Annotated in this window: 11 protein-coding genes; 7 read left to right on the forward strand and 4 right to left on the reverse strand. The window is 67.5% G+C overall.

Features of this window, described 5'->3' with window-relative positions; all coding sequences use genetic code 11:
- Positions 1–102: 102 nt before the first annotated feature.
- Positions 103–1869, reverse strand: coding sequence for an ABC transporter substrate-binding protein (locus DAAJ005_RS01125; protein ID WP_151845493.1), 1767 nt, complete (start codon positions 1867–1869; stop codon positions 103–105).
- 261 nt (positions 1870–2130) lie between these two features.
- Here DAAJ005_RS01125 and DAAJ005_RS01130 point away from each other — a divergent pair, with 261 nt between their 5' ends.
- The 4 genes from DAAJ005_RS01130 (at position 2131) to DAAJ005_RS01145 (ending at position 6077) form a co-directional block, all read left to right on the forward strand.
- Complete coding sequence (locus tag DAAJ005_RS01130) at positions 2131–2904, forward strand: GntR family transcriptional regulator (RefSeq protein ID WP_151845494.1); 774 nt, start codon at positions 2131–2133, stop codon at positions 2902–2904.
- Positions 2901–3812 (forward strand): N-acetylmuramic acid 6-phosphate etherase, encoded by a 912-nt coding sequence (murQ, locus tag DAAJ005_RS01135; RefSeq protein ID WP_151845495.1) that lies wholly within the window; start codon positions 2901–2903, stop codon positions 3810–3812. The genes DAAJ005_RS01130 and murQ overlap by 4 nt, the downstream gene beginning before the upstream one ends.
- The gene (locus DAAJ005_RS01140; RefSeq protein WP_151845496.1) at positions 3809–4810 is read left to right on the forward strand and encodes a serine hydrolase; all 1002 of its coding nucleotides are present in this window, start codon (positions 3809–3811) and stop codon (positions 4808–4810) included. The genes murQ and DAAJ005_RS01140 overlap by 4 nt, the downstream gene beginning before the upstream one ends.
- 127 nt (positions 4811–4937) lie before the next feature.
- Complete coding sequence (locus DAAJ005_RS01145) at positions 4938–6077, forward strand: ABC transporter substrate-binding protein (RefSeq protein WP_151845497.1); 1140 nt, start codon at positions 4938–4940, stop codon at positions 6075–6077.
- 75 nt (positions 6078–6152) lie between these two features.
- Here DAAJ005_RS01145 and DAAJ005_RS01150 read toward each other — a convergent pair whose 3' ends face one another.
- The 3 genes from DAAJ005_RS01150 to DAAJ005_RS01160 all read right to left on the reverse strand — a co-directional run bounded on the left by DAAJ005_RS01150 (position 6153) and on the right by DAAJ005_RS01160 (position 11020).
- Complete coding sequence (locus DAAJ005_RS01150; protein WP_151845498.1) at positions 6153–8843, reverse strand: GAF domain-containing protein; 2691 nt, start codon at positions 8841–8843, stop codon at positions 6153–6155.
- A 126-nt stretch (positions 8844–8969) separates the two neighbouring features.
- A complete protein-coding gene (locus DAAJ005_RS19340) occupies positions 8970–10340 on the reverse strand; it encodes a cell wall metabolism sensor histidine kinase WalK (protein ID WP_304523482.1) in 1371 nt (456 codons plus the stop codon).
- Positions 10337–11020, reverse strand: coding sequence for a response regulator (locus tag DAAJ005_RS01160; protein ID WP_151845662.1), 684 nt, complete (start codon positions 11018–11020; stop codon positions 10337–10339). Before DAAJ005_RS01160 ends, DAAJ005_RS19340 begins: the two co-directional genes overlap by 4 nt.
- Positions 11021–11347: 327 nt before the next feature.
- Here DAAJ005_RS01160 and DAAJ005_RS01165 point away from each other — a divergent pair, with 327 nt between their 5' ends.
- Genes DAAJ005_RS01165 through DAAJ005_RS01175 form a run of 3 tightly spaced genes read left to right on the forward strand, consistent with a single transcriptional unit; the run spans position 11348 to position 15143 of the window.
- Positions 11348–12736 carry a TolC family protein gene (locus DAAJ005_RS01165; RefSeq protein ID WP_151845499.1) on the forward strand — a complete coding sequence of 463 codons (1389 nt, stop codon included), beginning with the start codon at positions 11348–11350 and terminating at the stop codon, positions 12734–12736.
- Positions 12733–13770, forward strand: a complete 1038-nt coding sequence (locus tag DAAJ005_RS01170) for a TolC family protein (protein WP_151845500.1) — start codon at positions 12733–12735, stop codon at positions 13768–13770. The genes DAAJ005_RS01165 and DAAJ005_RS01170 overlap by 4 nt, the downstream gene beginning before the upstream one ends.
- Positions 13767–15143: an efflux RND transporter periplasmic adaptor subunit gene (locus DAAJ005_RS01175; protein WP_151845501.1), complete on the forward strand. Its 1377-nt coding sequence runs from the start codon at positions 13767–13769 to the stop codon at positions 15141–15143. The genes DAAJ005_RS01170 and DAAJ005_RS01175 overlap by 4 nt, the downstream gene beginning before the upstream one ends.
- The last annotated feature ends 35 nt before the right edge of the window (positions 15144–15178 follow it).

A 15178-nucleotide genomic window follows, 5' to 3' on the forward strand; every position in this document is an offset into this window, starting at 1 on the left:
AATGGAATCCGTATCAAATGGCGTCAGGAAGAGACGGGCAGAGGGTGTGGGAATGGCAGGGGCGCTGGCCACTGTGCGCCGCGCCTCTGCCTGAGTGCTGCTTTACTTCTGGAAAATCAGCGGGACGGGGTTGTAGCCGGGGATCACGCCCAGGTTGTAGATGTAGTTGCCGTACTTGTTGCTGACCGCGCCGATGTTCTCGGGCTTGGCAATCGGGGTGACTGGCAGGTTCTGAGCAAACAGCAGTTGCCAGCGGGTGTACAGGGCCTTGCGCTGGCTGGCGACGGTGGTGGTGGCCGCGTCGTTGAAGATGGCGTAGATCTCCTTTTCCCAGGGGGCCATCTTCGCCAGGTTGGGCGTAGCGCCGTCGGTGGCCGGCTGGGTGCTGCGGTGCCAGAAGTACAGCGAGCCGCCCGGCTGCCAGATCGGCTTGCGCAGTTCAGGATCAGGCTGATCGCCGAAGGCCGCCAGAATCGCCTCGTAATCGCCCGACAGGCCGGTGGACAGCAGTTTGCTGCTTAGCACGCCCTTGAGGTTGACCTTGACGCCCAGTTTCTTGAAATCGCTTTGCAGGATGGTGGCCATCGCGGGATATACCGAGCTGTCGGTGCCATAGGTCAGGTCGAATTCCAGATCCTTGCCGCCGGGCACGTTACGAACGCCGTTGCCGTCGGTATCTTTGACATTCAGGGCGTCCAGCGCCTTGCCCGCCGCCGCCAGATCGAACTTGCCCAGTTGCGCTTTGGTGTTCACGTACCACTGCTTGTCGATGGGCGCGATGCCGTGGCCGGGCAGGGTGGCGAGACCGTTGTACACGGTGTCGATGATCCGCTCACGGTCCACCGCACTCTGCATGGCGCGGCGGAACCGGGCGTCTCCGAACAACTTGGACAGCGCCGGCGTCTTGGCGTCGAAGTTATAGGCCAGGAAAGGCGGGCTGCCGAACAGCGCCGTGCTGCGAATCACCTTGAAGGGGGCGCCCGCCACTTCCTTGGACTTCAGGTCCGGGAACTGCGCGCCGCTGATGTTGAGCTGGTCCAGATTCCCGGCCAGGAACTGCGCCACCTGCGCCTGCGGATCGCGGATGATCAGGAAATCCAGCGCGTTCAGGTAGGGCAGTGGTGTGCCGCTGGCGTCCACCTTCCAGTAGTTGGGATTCCTGACCAGGCTGACCTTCTGGCCCGCTGTGTAGCTGGCGAGCTTGAAGGGGCCGGTGCCCACGACTTCGGCGGGGGCGATATTGGTGGGCCACGCATTGTTGATGTCGGCGGCCTTGGCCCCGCCGTCCTGCGAGAACTTGACCAGCTTGTGCTGCGGCATGATGAAGTAACGCTGCTGCAAGAGGAACGCCGGGGCGGCGCGCGGCAGGTTGAACTGCACGGTGTTGGCGTCCACCTTTTTAATGGTGATGTCCTTGCCGTCCAGCTTGAAGTTCCCGGCGTCGCCCGCGCGGGCTTCGGGGTTCATGATCATGTTCTTGTAGGTAAAGATCACGTCGTCGGCGTTGAAGGTCTGGCCGTCGCTCCACTTGACGCCCTGCCGCAGTTTGAAGGTGTAGACCTTCCCGCCGTCGCTGATGGTCCAGCTCTCGGCCAGCGCGGGTTCGATCTTGTAGGTGGAGTAATTGAATTCCACCAGACCGTCGAACAGTTGCTGCGAGATCAGTCCCAGGTTGTTGTCGATCACGCCGTAGTAGAACAGGCTCTGTGGGGCGTCGCCCAGTGCCAGGGTCATGCTGCCGCCCGCCTTGCCTTTAACGACGCCCAGCGAACTGTAGCCGTCCACCTTCTTGGGCGCGGCCAGTGCGCCGCCGATCAGGGCGAGGGAAATCAGGGCCAGGGCAGAACGGGAACGGGAATAGGTGGACATGGGAGACCTCCAGAAGTGAATGGGGCTGGGATGTAGGACGGCTGGGACACAGTGTGGATGGGATGCAGTGCGGATAACCCCGTCTGGGGCGGAAGGGTGAATTGTGGGACGCACCCGAATGGTACAGCGGCAGCCTCTGCCCCGAACGGGGCCAGAAACCTTGCACTTCAGACTGCGGTTCTCAGGCCCCAGCTTAGTACCACTTTGGGGCCAATGGCAAGCCCCTTGCCCGGTGGTGTGGGAGTGGTATGTTCTGGACACATGTCGCCGTCCTCACCTCCCTGGGCCATTCCGCTGGATTCGGCCAGCGCCCTGCCCGTGTACATGCAAGTTGCGCAGGGCCTGGAACAGCGCATCCACAGCGGCGATCTGCGCCGGGGCAGCGCCCTGCCCGCCGAGCGTGAGCTGGCCTCGCACCTTCAGGTTTCGCGCGTCACCGTGCGTCAGGCGCTGGCGTTGCTGGCGCAGCAGGGCCTGCTGACCCGCAAGCATGGCAGCGGCACCTTCATCACGCCGCCCACCCCCGAGGAACGGCCCAGCCGCACATTGGGTCTGCTGAGTTCCTTCTCGGATGACGTGCGTTCACGCGGGCAAACGCCAGGGGCGCGGGTGCTGGGCTTTGAATTGACGCGCCCCAGCCCGCAGGAAGCCATGAGTCTGGCCCTTTCCACAGGTGAAAAGGTCTACCGGATTCGGCGCTTGCGGACCTCTGACGGCGAGGCGCTGGCCGTCGAAGACAGCACCCTGCCCGCCGCGCTGGTAGGCAAACTGCGCGAGGAAGACGTGAGTGACGCCAGCCTGTACGCCCTGCTGGGCATCAGAAAGCTCCAGCCGGTGCGGGCCATCCGGCATCTGCGGGCCGTCAGCGCGGACCTTCAGTTGTCGGAACTGCTGGGCATCGCCCCCGGCGCGGCGCTGCTGGCCACCGAGCGGGTGTCGTGGACGGGGGGAGGGCGGCCCGTGGAATACGCCCGCGCGCATTACCGGGGAGACCGGTACGACTTCGTGATGGAACTGCATGGGAACGGCGAATGACCACTGATTCCCCTGTCCCGGACGCCCGCCGCACCGAGGGCGTCCACCCGGACCACGCCGATCTGGATCGCCTGGACATCTCAGAACTGGTGCGCGTGCTGGCTGAGGATCAGACCGGTGCAGTAGAGGCGGTGCGTGCCGCAGCCCCGGCCATCGCGCGGGCGGTGGGAGCGGCCCTGCCCCGGTTGGAACGCGGCGGGCGGCTGGTTTACGCAGGCGCGGGCACCAGCGGACGCCTGGGCGTGCTGGACGCCACCGAACTGACGCCCACCTTCTCCTGGCCGGTGGCGCGGGCCGTCCCGCTGATCGCCGGGGGAAATCGGGCCATCCGCGAGGCGGTGGAAGGCGCGGAGGATAACCGGGAGTCGGGCGCGGCGGACGTACAGGCCGTCACCGTCGGCCCAACTGATGTCCTGATCGCCATTGCGGCCAGCGGCACCACCCCCTACGTGCTGGGCGCAGTGGACGCGGCGCGGCAGGTGGGGGCGCTGACCATCGGGTTATCGAACAACCCCGGCACGCCGCTGCTGTCAGCGGTGGAGTGCCCCGTGCTGCTGGACACCGGCCCGGAAGTCATCAGCGGCAGCACCCGCCTGAAGGCCGGGACGGCGCAGAAAATCGCCCTGAACACCTTTTCCAGCGCCGTGATGGTCCGGCTGGGCAAGGTCTACGGCAACCTGATGGTGGATGTGCGGGCCACCAATGCCAAACTGGAGGGCCGCGCCGTGCGACTGGTGCGCCACGCCACGGGGGCAGGTGAGGCGGCGGCGCATGAAGCGCTGAAGGAGTGCGGTGGCAGCGTCAAAATCGCCATCGTGAAACTGCTGCTGGGCGTCAGTGCCGCCGAGGCCACGGCCCGTCTGGAGGCGCACAACGGGCATGCCCGCGCAGCGTTGGAGCAGCAATGATTCCTGAGCGAACGCGCGCGATTCTGGAAACGGCTGTGAACTCAGGTGGGTTGCCAGGAGCGGCGCTGGGCGTCGTCGATGGGGCAGGGAAGAAAGAAACCCTGATCCTGGGCCACGCCCAGCTTCAGCCAGAGGAAGTCGCGCTGGAAAAGAATTCTGTCTTCGATCTCGCCAGCCTGACCAAACCGCTGTTCACCGCCCGCAACGTCATCCGGGCCGCCGAGCAGGGCCGACTCGATTTAGACGACGAGGTTCGGTCGCACCTCCCCAAACTGGGCTGGATGCAGGACACGCCGCTGAAAACGCGCACCCTGCGCCAGTTGCTGACCCACACGGCAGGGCTGCCCGCCTGGGTGCCGCTGTACACCTGGGGCACTGCCGAAACCATCCGCGCCCGCTTCATGCAGGAGCCGTGGCCGATGGTACCGGCGGGTGAAGTCGTGTATTCCGATCTGGGGTACATTCTGCTGGGGCGCGTGCTGGAGCGGCTCTATGACAGACCATTGCGCGACTTCGTGCTGGATGACGGCCTGACCTTTTCGCCGTCGCCCCAAGACAGTGTCGCCACCGAACACTGCCTGTGGCGCGGGCGAATGCTGCGCGGTGAGACACATGACGAGAATGCGGCGGCGCAGGGCGGGATGGCCGGACACGCGGGGCTGTTCGGCACGCTGGATGGTGTGCTGAATCAGGCCGAACTGCTGCTGCGCGGCGGCTGGCTGTCCGCTGCGGCGCAGACACAGGCAACGCGTATTCAGACGCCAGGGCGTACGCTGGCCTTCGTGGCCGCACAGCCCGGCTGGAGCGGCGGCAGCATGGGCAGCCTGGCGGCCTTCGGGCACACTGGCTTCACAGGAACGGGGCTGTGGGTGGATCCGGCACGCAACCTGGCCTGGACGCTGCTGACCAACCGCGTTCACCCCACCCGGCACAGCACCTTTGATATTCAGGGACTTCGGCGGGCCGTGGGAAACACCCTGCTGGCCGGGCTGGGTTGATTCCTGCTGGGGTTGCTCGTCACATGACGAGTAAAGTTCCGCACACCCTCACGGTCATCCGAACAGCCATCTGCTAGCATTTCGGCGTCCACAACTCGCGTTCCATCCCTTCTCTGGAGGTTTCACCATGAAAACCCGCATCCTATTGACTGCCCTGCTCGCCTGTACCTCTCTTGCCGCCGCCGAAATCCGCGTGGGCGTGATCGTCTCGGGCACCGGCCCGGGCGCCAGCCTGGGCATCCCGGAGCGCAACACCGTGGCCCTGCTGCCGCAGACCATTGCCGGGCAGAAGATCGTCTACACCATCCTGGACGACGCCAGCGACACCACCGCCGCCGTGACCAGCGCCCGCAAGCTGATTCAGGACAACAAGGTGGACCTGATCATCGGGACCACCACCACCCCCGCCTCGCTGGCGATGATCGACGTGGTGGCTGAGGCCAAGGTGCCCATGATCAGTCTGGCCGCTTCCGAGGCCATCATCAAGCCGGTGGACGACAAGCGCAAATGGGTCTTCAAGACCCCGCAGACCGACGCGATCATGGCGGCGGCGATTGCCCAGCACATGCAGCAGAACAAGATAAAGACCGTGGGCTACATCGGCTTCAACGACGCCTACGGCGAAGGCTGGCTGGCCGAGCTGAAGAAGAACGCCGCCGCGCGCGGCATCAAGGTGGTGGCCGAGGAGCGCTACGGGCGCAGCGACACCAGCGTGACCGGACAGGTGCTGAAGGTACTGGCCGCCAAGCCCGACGCCGTGCTGATCGGCGCGTCCGGGGTTCCCGCCGTGCTGCCGGAAAAAACCCTCAAGGACCGGGGCTACACGGGCAAGGTGTACCAGACGCACGGTGTGGCCAACGCGGATTTCCTGCGCGTGGGCGGCAAGGACGTGGAGGGCGCGATCCTTCCGGCGGGGCCAGTGCTGGTGGCCGATCAGTTGCCCGACACCAACCCCAACAAGAAAGTGGGCCTGAACTACGTCAACCTGTACGAGGCCAAATACGGCAAGGACAGCGTGTCGACCTTCGGCGCGCACATGTGGGACGCCGGACTGCTGATGCAAAAGGCCATCCCCACCGCACTGAAAAAGGCCCAGCCCGGCACTGCCGAGTTCCGCAGCGCCCTGCGTGACGCCCTGGAAGGCTCGCGCAACATCATCGGCGCGCACGGCATCTTTAACCTGTCGGCCACCGATCATCTGGGCCTGGACGCCCGCAGCCGCGTGATGGTGCAGGTCGTGGACGGCAAGTGGAAACTGCTTAAGTAAGCGTTCTGGTTGTTCAGGCGGCGCGTGGAGATCGGTCTCCACGCGCCGCCTTTTGCGCTGGCCGGTAGCCCAGCGTCAGCGAGGAAGGGTAAAGCTGAACGTCGCGCCCTGGCCTTCCTCAGTCTGTGCGGCCACCGTTCCGCCGTGCCGGGTCACGATGCGCCGGACATTGGCTAGGCCCACCCCGGTGCCCTCGAACTCGCGCTCGTGGTGCAGACGCTGGAAGACTCCGAACAGCCGGTTTGTGTAGCGGGGATCGAAGCCCACGCCGTTGTCGCGGACCAGCACCGTCCAGGCGCCGGGACGCTCCTCGGCCCGGATCTCGATGACGGCCTGGTCACGGGTGCGGGTGTATTTGACCGCGTTGGACAGCAGGTTGACCATGACCTGTCGCAGCAGATGCCGGTCCGCGCTCAGCAGGGGCAGTGGCCCCACCCGCCATTCCAGGGACCGCGCGCCCTGCTCGGCGGTCAGTTCCACCTGCACCGAGGTCACTAGTTCGGCTAGATCGACGTCTTCTACCCGCAGCGGGTGGCGGGTGGTGCGCGACAGGTCCAGCATGGCGTCGATCAGGGTATTCATGCGGCTGGCGGCGTCGTCGATCACGCCCAGATAGTGGCTGGCCTTGAGGTCCGTGGAGTCCATGATCCGGGCGCGCAGCAGGGCGTTGAAGCCCTTGATGTGCCGCACCGGGGTCCGTAGATCGTGCGACACGCTGTAGGCGAAGGCTTCGAGTTCATCCACCGCCACCTGCAATTCGGCGTTGCTGCGGGCCAGGCAGCGCACGTCCTCGGCGCGCTCCAGGGCCAGCCCCAGGCTGCGGCCCACCGCCCGGAACACCGCACGCTCGCGCTCGGGCCAGCGCCCCTGGCGGCGCGAGGCCATGATCAGCATGCCGGTCATGGTCTCGCCCTGAAAGAACGGCTGAAAGGCCAGGGCGCGGTACAGGGCGACGCCCGGACGCCCATCGGGCCGCCCACCTATATCTTCTATAAAGACGCTCTGGCGGGTGCGCTGGGCCTGCCCGAATCCCGGATCGTTGGGGCGGTAGCCCGCCTGCGTCTCGGCCAGCAGGTCTGCTGGAAATCCCGGCGGCCAGACCCGGATCTTGAACAGCTCGCCCTCGCGCTCGGAGTAGGTCACGTCCACGTCGTGGGCCTCGGCCAGCACCGCCGCCGCCTGACGGATCAGCGACAGCACGTCGGTCTCGCCGCCCACCGACTCGGTCAGGGCCATGAAGGCGGCGAGTGCGGCGCGTTCCTCCTGCAACTGGCGGGTCTGCTCAGCCCGGTCCAGCGCCAGCCCCAGGCTGCGGGCCATGGTTTCGAGCAGCGTGCGCTCGGTGGCGGTCCAGGGCTTGGCTTCATCCAGCCCCACCGCCAGCACACCGCAGACCCGGCCCGCCACCATAATCGGCAGGGCGGCGGTGGCCCCCACACTGTCCGCCAGCTCGCCGAGCTGATCGGTGCCTGGGTCGTAGTGGTCCTGATAATACGGCTGCCCGCTCTCGTAGGGGCGGCGCAGGTTGAGGGTCGTGTGGTAGGGCAGGCCCGCGTCCACCACCTGCTGGAGGGCGTCGTTGCCAAAGGAACCGGCCTGCGCTTTCAGGCGGAACAGTTCTCCCTCGGGTTCGTAGTACAGGGCAAAGCCCGGCGGCATCAGCGACAGCGCGATGTCCTGGGCACGCCGCACCAGCAGGTAAGGATCGGCGTCCAGACTCAGCTCGCGCGACAGGGCCTCAAAGGCTTCCAGGGTGCGGGTGCGGGCCTGGAGTTCAGCGTTCTGGCGGGCCTGCCACCGCACGCTCTGGGCACGCTCCAGCGCCAGCGTCAGGCTGCGCCCCAGCGCCCGCATCAGGCCCCGGTCACGGCCCCGCCACGTCTCGCCCACCCGCAGGCCCACAGCAAAGATGCCGCGCACCTGCGTGCCCACCACCAGCGGGTAGATACAGGCCAGGCCAAAGTCTGCGGTGTTGTCGATCTGCTCGCTCGCCGGGTCCCAGCCGTCGATGAAGACCGGTTGCCGGGTTTCCATCGCCCGCGCAAAGGAGGGCGCGTCCAGCGGCAATCCGGCACGGATCATGGCGATCTGCTCGGGGGACAGCCCACCGGTCCAGGTCAGCGCCTTCCACTGCCCGTCCTGAATCTCGTAATACACGCTGCCGTAATCGCTGAAATGCGCGTCCAGGACTGCGTAAGCCTCGCGGCTCAGGGCCAGCACGTCGGTTTCGGCGGCGGCGCGCTCGGTGAAGGCGGCAAAAATGTCCAGCGCCGCCTCGTCGTCTCCCTGTCGGCCCGCAGTGCGGCGGCGGTCCTGCGCGGCGTCCCGCCCCAGGGCCAGGACCAGAGCGCCCCCGACGGCGCGGAACACGGCACGGTCCTCCGCGGTCCAGCCGCGCCCGGCAGGCAGCGCCACATGCAGCAGGCCGCAGGGCTGGCCTTCCCACGAGAAGGGATACAGCGCACGCTCCCCGGAAAAGACGGGTTCGGGCACGTCAGAACTCCCGGTGAGGGGCGGCAGGTCCGCCGCAAGGCTGGCCGCCGCCGAAAACTCCTGACCGTCCCAGGTCACCGGCTGCCAGTGGTCTGCTCCAGGCGTGAAATATGTGATGGTCACGTTTCCCAGAATCTGGCGCAGCACGTCGGCAGTCAGGCGAAGCTGCCCCGGCAGATCGGCAGCCCGGCCCAGACCCTCGCTGAAGTGGGCCAGGCGTTCCAGCGGCGTCCGTGGGTCCGGCCAGCGGTCAGCATCGGACGCGGGTGTCATGGCTGCAACATAGCGTCTGGGCGGGGAAAGCGCCGCAGGGCCGTTGTCATTCTACCGATCAGCGGGAATGACCGCAGCTTTTCATGACATTTATCGGGCCGCAGCCTGGGCGCTTTGCAGAAGACTTCAGAAGGTGACGGCCTCGCGCGGCCTTGCCGGAACCGGGCCGTCCACAGCCGTCCCCCGCTCATTCAGGGGCAGCCGCACCGTGAACCGTGCGCCTCCCAGCGGTCCCTGGCCCGCGCACGCCGCGCCGCCGTGGGCCTGCGCCAGTTGCTGGACAATGGCCAGACCCATGCCACTGCCCCCGGTGCCGCGCGTGCGGCTGCTGTCCAGGCGGGTAAAGCGCGTGAACACCGCCTCACGGCTCTCCTCGGGCACGCCAGGACCGTCATCATCCACATGTAGCCACGCTGAATTTCCCCGCGCTTCCACGCTGATCTGCACGCGCCCACTGGCATAGTGCAGCGCGTTTTCCAGCAGATTCACCGCGATCTGGCGCACCCGCCCGGCGTCCGCGTAGAGCGGGATGGCCGCAGGCGCATTCAGGTGCAGCGTGACGCCCCGCGCCCCGGCCCGGTCCTCCAGGTCACGCACCACCCCGGCGCTCAGTCCGGCCAGATCCAGCGTGTCCAGATGCAGGCTCAGGCGGCCCGCCTCGGCCAGGGTCAGGGTCCGCAGGTCGTCCACCAGCCGGGTCAGTTGCTGGGTCTGCTGGCTGAGCAGGGCCACCTGATCCGCGTTCAGGCTGTACACGCCGTCTTCGAGGGCGTCCAGCCGCGCCTGCATGATCGCCAGCGGCGTCCTGAGTTCGTGGGCGATGTCGGCCACCGCCTGCCGCCGCTCGGTTTCCAGCGCCTGAAGGGTATCGGCCATCTCATTGAAGTTGCTCGCCAGTTCGGCCAGTTCACGCTCGCCGCTGGGCACCGGGGCGCGGATGCTCAGGTCTCCCTTGGCCATGCCCGCCGCCGCCGCCGACACGGCCAGGATCGGATGGGCCAGCCGCCGCGACAGCAAAAAAGCCAGCAACGCCGAGGCCACCGCCGCCAGCAGGCCGACCTGAAGCAGACTCTGCTGGATGTCCCGCAGAAAATCCTGATTGCGGGTGCCGAACCTGCGCGGCAGACTGGTCCCATCATTGCGCCGCAGGGCCACCGCCCCGCCTGTCCTGGCGCCGCCCGCACCGAACAGGTCAGATGTGGGCGGCCACTGCGGGCCGAGCTGTGGAGCGGGCCGCGACGTGGAGCTGGGCTGGGAAGCCAGCGGGGGGGTGACCGTCTCACCCCGGCGCTGCGCCTCTTTCTGGGCGCGCAGGTAGCTCTGCATCTCGGGCGGCAGGCGGCGAAATTCATTCTGCACGGCCAGATTGGAAAACACGAAGGTGCTGCCCACCGACAGGCCCACCACCGCCAGCATCGCCAGCAGCAGCGTCACGCCCAGCGAGAGGCCGCGCCGCCTGCGGGCCAGCGGCGGTTTGACCGGTAAAGCCCTGCTCAACTGACCGCCTCCAGACGGTAGCCCACGCCGCGCACCGTTCGCAGCAGTCCCGGCGCGCCCGCCAGGTCCAGTTTGCGGCGCACTCCGGCCAGATGCGCGTCCACCACGCGCTCCAGTGCGTCACTGTCGGGCAGGGCCGCCGCGAGCAGCTCTTCACGGGAAAAAGCGCGGCCCGGCGACTCGGCCAGATGAAACAGCAGGCGAAATTCGGCGGGGGTCAGGGTCAGCGCCTGTCCGTTGACGCGGGCGATCACGGCGCGGCGGTCCACCTCCAGCGGCCCGACACGCAGGGGTTTTTCCGCGTCGTCCAGGGCAGCACTGGCGCGGCGCAGCACCGCCTTGACGCGGGCCATCACCTCGCGTGGGCGAAAGGGCTTGACCACGTAATCGTCCGCGCCCAGTTCCAGACCCACGATCTGATCGGTTTCCTCGGCGCGGGCGGTGACCAGGATCACCGGGGTGCCGCCGTCTGCCCGCACCGTTTTCAGCACCTCTAGACCACTCTTGCCGGGCAACATGATGTCCAGCAGGATCATGTCCGGGCTGGCCACGCGGTAGGCACTCAGGGCAGCGAAGCCGTCCCCGGCGCGCTCGGTGCGGTAGCCCTCCTGGCGGGCGTAGGCTTCGAGGATCTCGGCCAGTTGCGGCTCGTCCTCGACGATCAGGATCAGGGCGCTCACAGGGACCATGTGGCAGCAGACAGGTGATTTTTAAGCCCTTCTGACGCTGCAAAAGAAGGACAGAGACGCCACGAGGGCGACGGGCATGGAGGGGCCACCGGGCTGGCCCAGGCACCGGGCAGGCGGCCCTGGCCGTTCAACGTTCTACCAGTCCCATTCATACCCCACACTGTAGTCCCGCTGCGTGAAGACTGGGCGAAGGCCCGGCGTGCGATTTCAGGGATTGAATCCGGCCTTTACGCTTGCCCAGCGCAACAAAAACCGTCTTCACCAAATCTTCGAAAAGCCTGCGCGGAGTGTTCGCAGAGCGGGGGCAGACTGCGCCCTATGACCGCCCACCGATTTTCAAGGCCGCCTCCCTGGCGGCTGATCTCTTTGACGCTGGCGCTGTGTGGGCTGGCCCCCGTACAGACTGGAGGGGCACAGACCACCGTGGCGCAGCCCGCTCCTTCTCTGACGCTGGAGGCCACGCTGGCGCAGCTCGAAGCCGCCCCCAGCGTCACGGCCGCGCGGCTGAGCGTGCAGACGGCGCAGACGGGGCTGAATGCGGCGCGCACGGCGCTGGGCCTGACCATCTCGGTCAACGGTAACGCGGCGTACAGCGGTCCCGTAACTGCCGCCGACGGCACCGCCACTCCGGGCAGCACGGGCGGGGCGGCGGGGGTGAACATCAGCCTGGGCCTGCTGCCGTGGGCCAGCAACCAGAGCGGCCTGAAGACGGCTGAGCGCGGTCTGGCGCTGGCCCAGGCCAGACTGACGGACGCGCAGAACTCGGCGCGGCTGAACGTGGCGCAGCAGTATTTTGCCGCCGTGCTGGCAACCCAGGACGTGGACATCGCGGCCCGCACCCTGGCCCTGCGCCAGCGGCAATTCGCCGTGGCCCAGACGCAGCAGGCCACAGGCAACGCCACTGCCGGGAACGTCCTGAGCGCGCAGGCGGGAGTACAGAGCGCTCAGGGAACAGGGTTACAGGCTGCCGCCAGTCTGGAGGCGGCGCAGCGGGGGCTGGAGGCAGCCCTGGGAAGCGCGGTGGGCCGTGTGACCTTCAGTACTCAGCCGCCCGACACCGTGGCGTTGCCGGACGTGTCGGCGCTGGTGGCGCAGGCCAGGGCCACCCGCAGCGAGGTCATCCAGGCCCAGAACACGCTGGGGGCCGCACAGGACGATCTGACCACCCAGCAGCGCCAGACGACACTGCCCGATCTGACCGCCAGCGTGCGCTACGGCCCCGGCGGCAGCGGCGGCCTGACCACGGCACTGAATTTGCAGCAGGGCACGGTCAGCGCGGGATACAGCCTGCCGCTGGGCAGCGGCGCGGGCACCGGCTCCAATCGCCTGAGCGCCAGCGTCACGGGCAGCTACGTGGTGTATTCGCCCGCCCAGAAAGCGCAACTGTCTGCCGCCGGGGCCAACGTCACGCAGGCGCAACTGTCTCTAAACGTGGCCCAGCAGAACGTGGAACTGGACGTGCGGACCCGCTACAGCACCTTGCAGACGGGGTTGATCGCCGTGCAGACCCGCGAAACGGGCGTGCAGGTGGCGGGGCTGGCGCTGCAAACTGCCCAGACCCGCCTTCAGGCAGGAACGGGGACGGCGGACGATGTGAGCGCCGCCGAACTGGATCTGGCGCAGGCAGAACGTGATCTGCTGGCCGCCCGCATCACTGCCCAGACCACTCTGCTTCAACTTCAAAACGCCGCCGGAGGCCCCCAGTGAACCGTAAAAGCATTCTTTTGACCGCCGCCCTTGTTCTTGGGGTGGCCGCCGCCCAGACTTCCCCCAACGTCACGGCCACTGCCGCTGTCACCGCCGCCCTTGCCAACAACGCCGACGTGAAGACGGCGCAGGCTAACCTGGACAAGGCGCAGGCCGCCAACCGCGCCGCGCAGGCCGATCCCAGCGCGTTGGTGGCCGCCAAACTCGGCGCGTCCGGGGGCGAATCCCAGGCGCAGGCCGCGCTGCGCGGCGCACGCATGAACACCCTGCAAAGCACCGTCACGGCCTACACGGCGCTGCTGGAGGCGCAGGAAAACGTGGCCCTGCAAACGCTGCAAGTCGCGGTGGACAGCAAGGCGGTGCAGGTGGCCCAGGTCAAGCAGGGCATCGGCAACGCCACCGCGCTGGACGTGACCAACGCCCAGAACACGCTGTCGGGCAACCAGCAGAATCTGGCGGACGCAAAGGCCCAGGTCAGCCTCGCCAGCGCGCGCCTCTCTACACTGACCGGACTGGCGAGCGGCGTGCGGGCAGCAGGAGCGGCCAGCGCCCCGAAGCTCAGCACCACCCTGAGCAAGTTGCAGGCGGGCCTGAATACACTGACCGCGCAGGTCTCGGCGAACAACGATCTGGCCGCCGCGCAACTGAACGTGAAGCTGGCCGACAACGACTTCACCCCGGCCCGCACCTTGCAGGACGCCCGCACCACGCTGGCGAACGCGCAGCGGGGCGTGGACAGTGCTGGAAAGAGTGCCACGCAGTCGCTGGCCAGCGCGTATCAGACCGCACAGAACAGTTACGAGCTGCTGAGCGTGGCTGGCGCGCGTGAGGCGGCGGCCCTCAAGACCTACAACCAGGACGCCGCCCGCCTGAAAAGCGGCACGATCAGCCCGGTGGACTTGCAGACCTCGCAACTGGCGCTGAAGAAGTCCCAGTATTCACGGCTCCAGGCGCAGGACAATGTGCTGGAGGCCCTGGCCGCCCTCTCCGTGGCCAGCGGGCAGAACCTGACCGGGATCGGGGGAACGCTGTGACCAACACGGGGCCAGCGAAGTCGGTGCGGGCGGCCCGGCCCCGCCCCCGCTGGCCACTGTTTGTGTTGGGCGCACTGCTGATCGGATCCGTGGGCGGCGGTATTTATCTGGCCCGCACGGGGGCCGAGACTGTCGTGGCCGCGCCTGTCGTCAGCACCCAGGCGGTACAGCGCGGCGTGGTGCGCGTCAGCGTCAGCGGTCCCGGCATGCTGGAGGCCGCCGCTACCCGCACGGTGGGGGCCGATCAGTCGGGAACTGTGGGCACCGTGCCGCCTGTGGGCGAACGCGTGAACAAGGGCCAACTGCTGACCCGGCTGAGCAGCGACGCGGTGGAGCAAAACGTGCAGACCGCCGAGCTGAACCTGCAAAAAGCCCGTGCCAGCCTAGACGCCACCCGCGCCGCCCAGGCCGGAAGCGCGGCCCAGCGCTCCAGCGGCGTGACCAGCGCCCAAGGCAGCGTGACAGGGGCGCTGCAGACGCTTTCCGAGGCGCAGATCACCCTGGATGGGCAGCGGCAACTGCACGCTATCGGCGCGCTTTCCACGGCGGACCTGAAGAGCGCGCAGGCGAACGTGACCAGGGCGCAGCTCACGCTGGACAGCGCGCGCGCGGCCCTGAACGCCTCTCAGACGCAGAACAGCACGGGCGCAGGCAGCGACGCCGAGAACCTGCGCGGGGCCATGATCGCCGTTCAGCAGGCGCAGGCCGCGCTGGAGACCGCCCAGCAGTCTCGCGCCAGCCTCAAGCTCTACGCGCCGATCACGGGTGTTGTCAGCACCGTCAGTGCCGACGCCGGGACCGTGGTCAGCAGCGGGGCCACCATCCTGACCATTCTGGACGATACCAGTCTGAACCTGCCTGTGCAGATCGACGAGACCGAGATCGCGGGCGTGCAGGCCGGGCAGAATGCCTCCGTCACGCTGGATGCCTACGACGGCCAGACCTTCAACGGCAAAGTGGTCCGGGTCTCGCCGGGTGCCACACAGTCCAGCGGCATCAGCGTCTTTACCGCCACCGTCACGCTGCCCAACCCGAACGGCCAGCTTCGCAGCGGCATGACCGCCGAGGCCGAGATCATCCAGAGTGAGGAACGCGGGCTGCTGGTGCCGAACAAGGCTATCCAGACGGTCAGAAACCGCAGCTATGTGGAAGTGCCAGGGGCTACGCCGGACGCCGGGCCGGAGCGTGTGCGCATTACGGCGGGGGCCAGCGACGGCACCAACACCGTGGTGACCGAGGGGCTGGAGGCGGGGCAGGACGTGATCGTGCCGGGCAGCACACGCTCTGGCTCAAGCCAGAATTCTTCGGGCGGTAGCACCAACCGGAGCGGCTTCGGCGGCGGGGTTCCCGGTGGATTTGGCGGTGGACGGTGACGGCTTCCAGGGTGACTGGGGTGAACGCTCCGTCC

The sequence above is a fragment of the Deinococcus sp. AJ005 genome (assembly GCF_009017495.1).
Taxonomy (GTDB): domain Bacteria; phylum Deinococcota; class Deinococci; order Deinococcales; family Deinococcaceae; genus Deinococcus.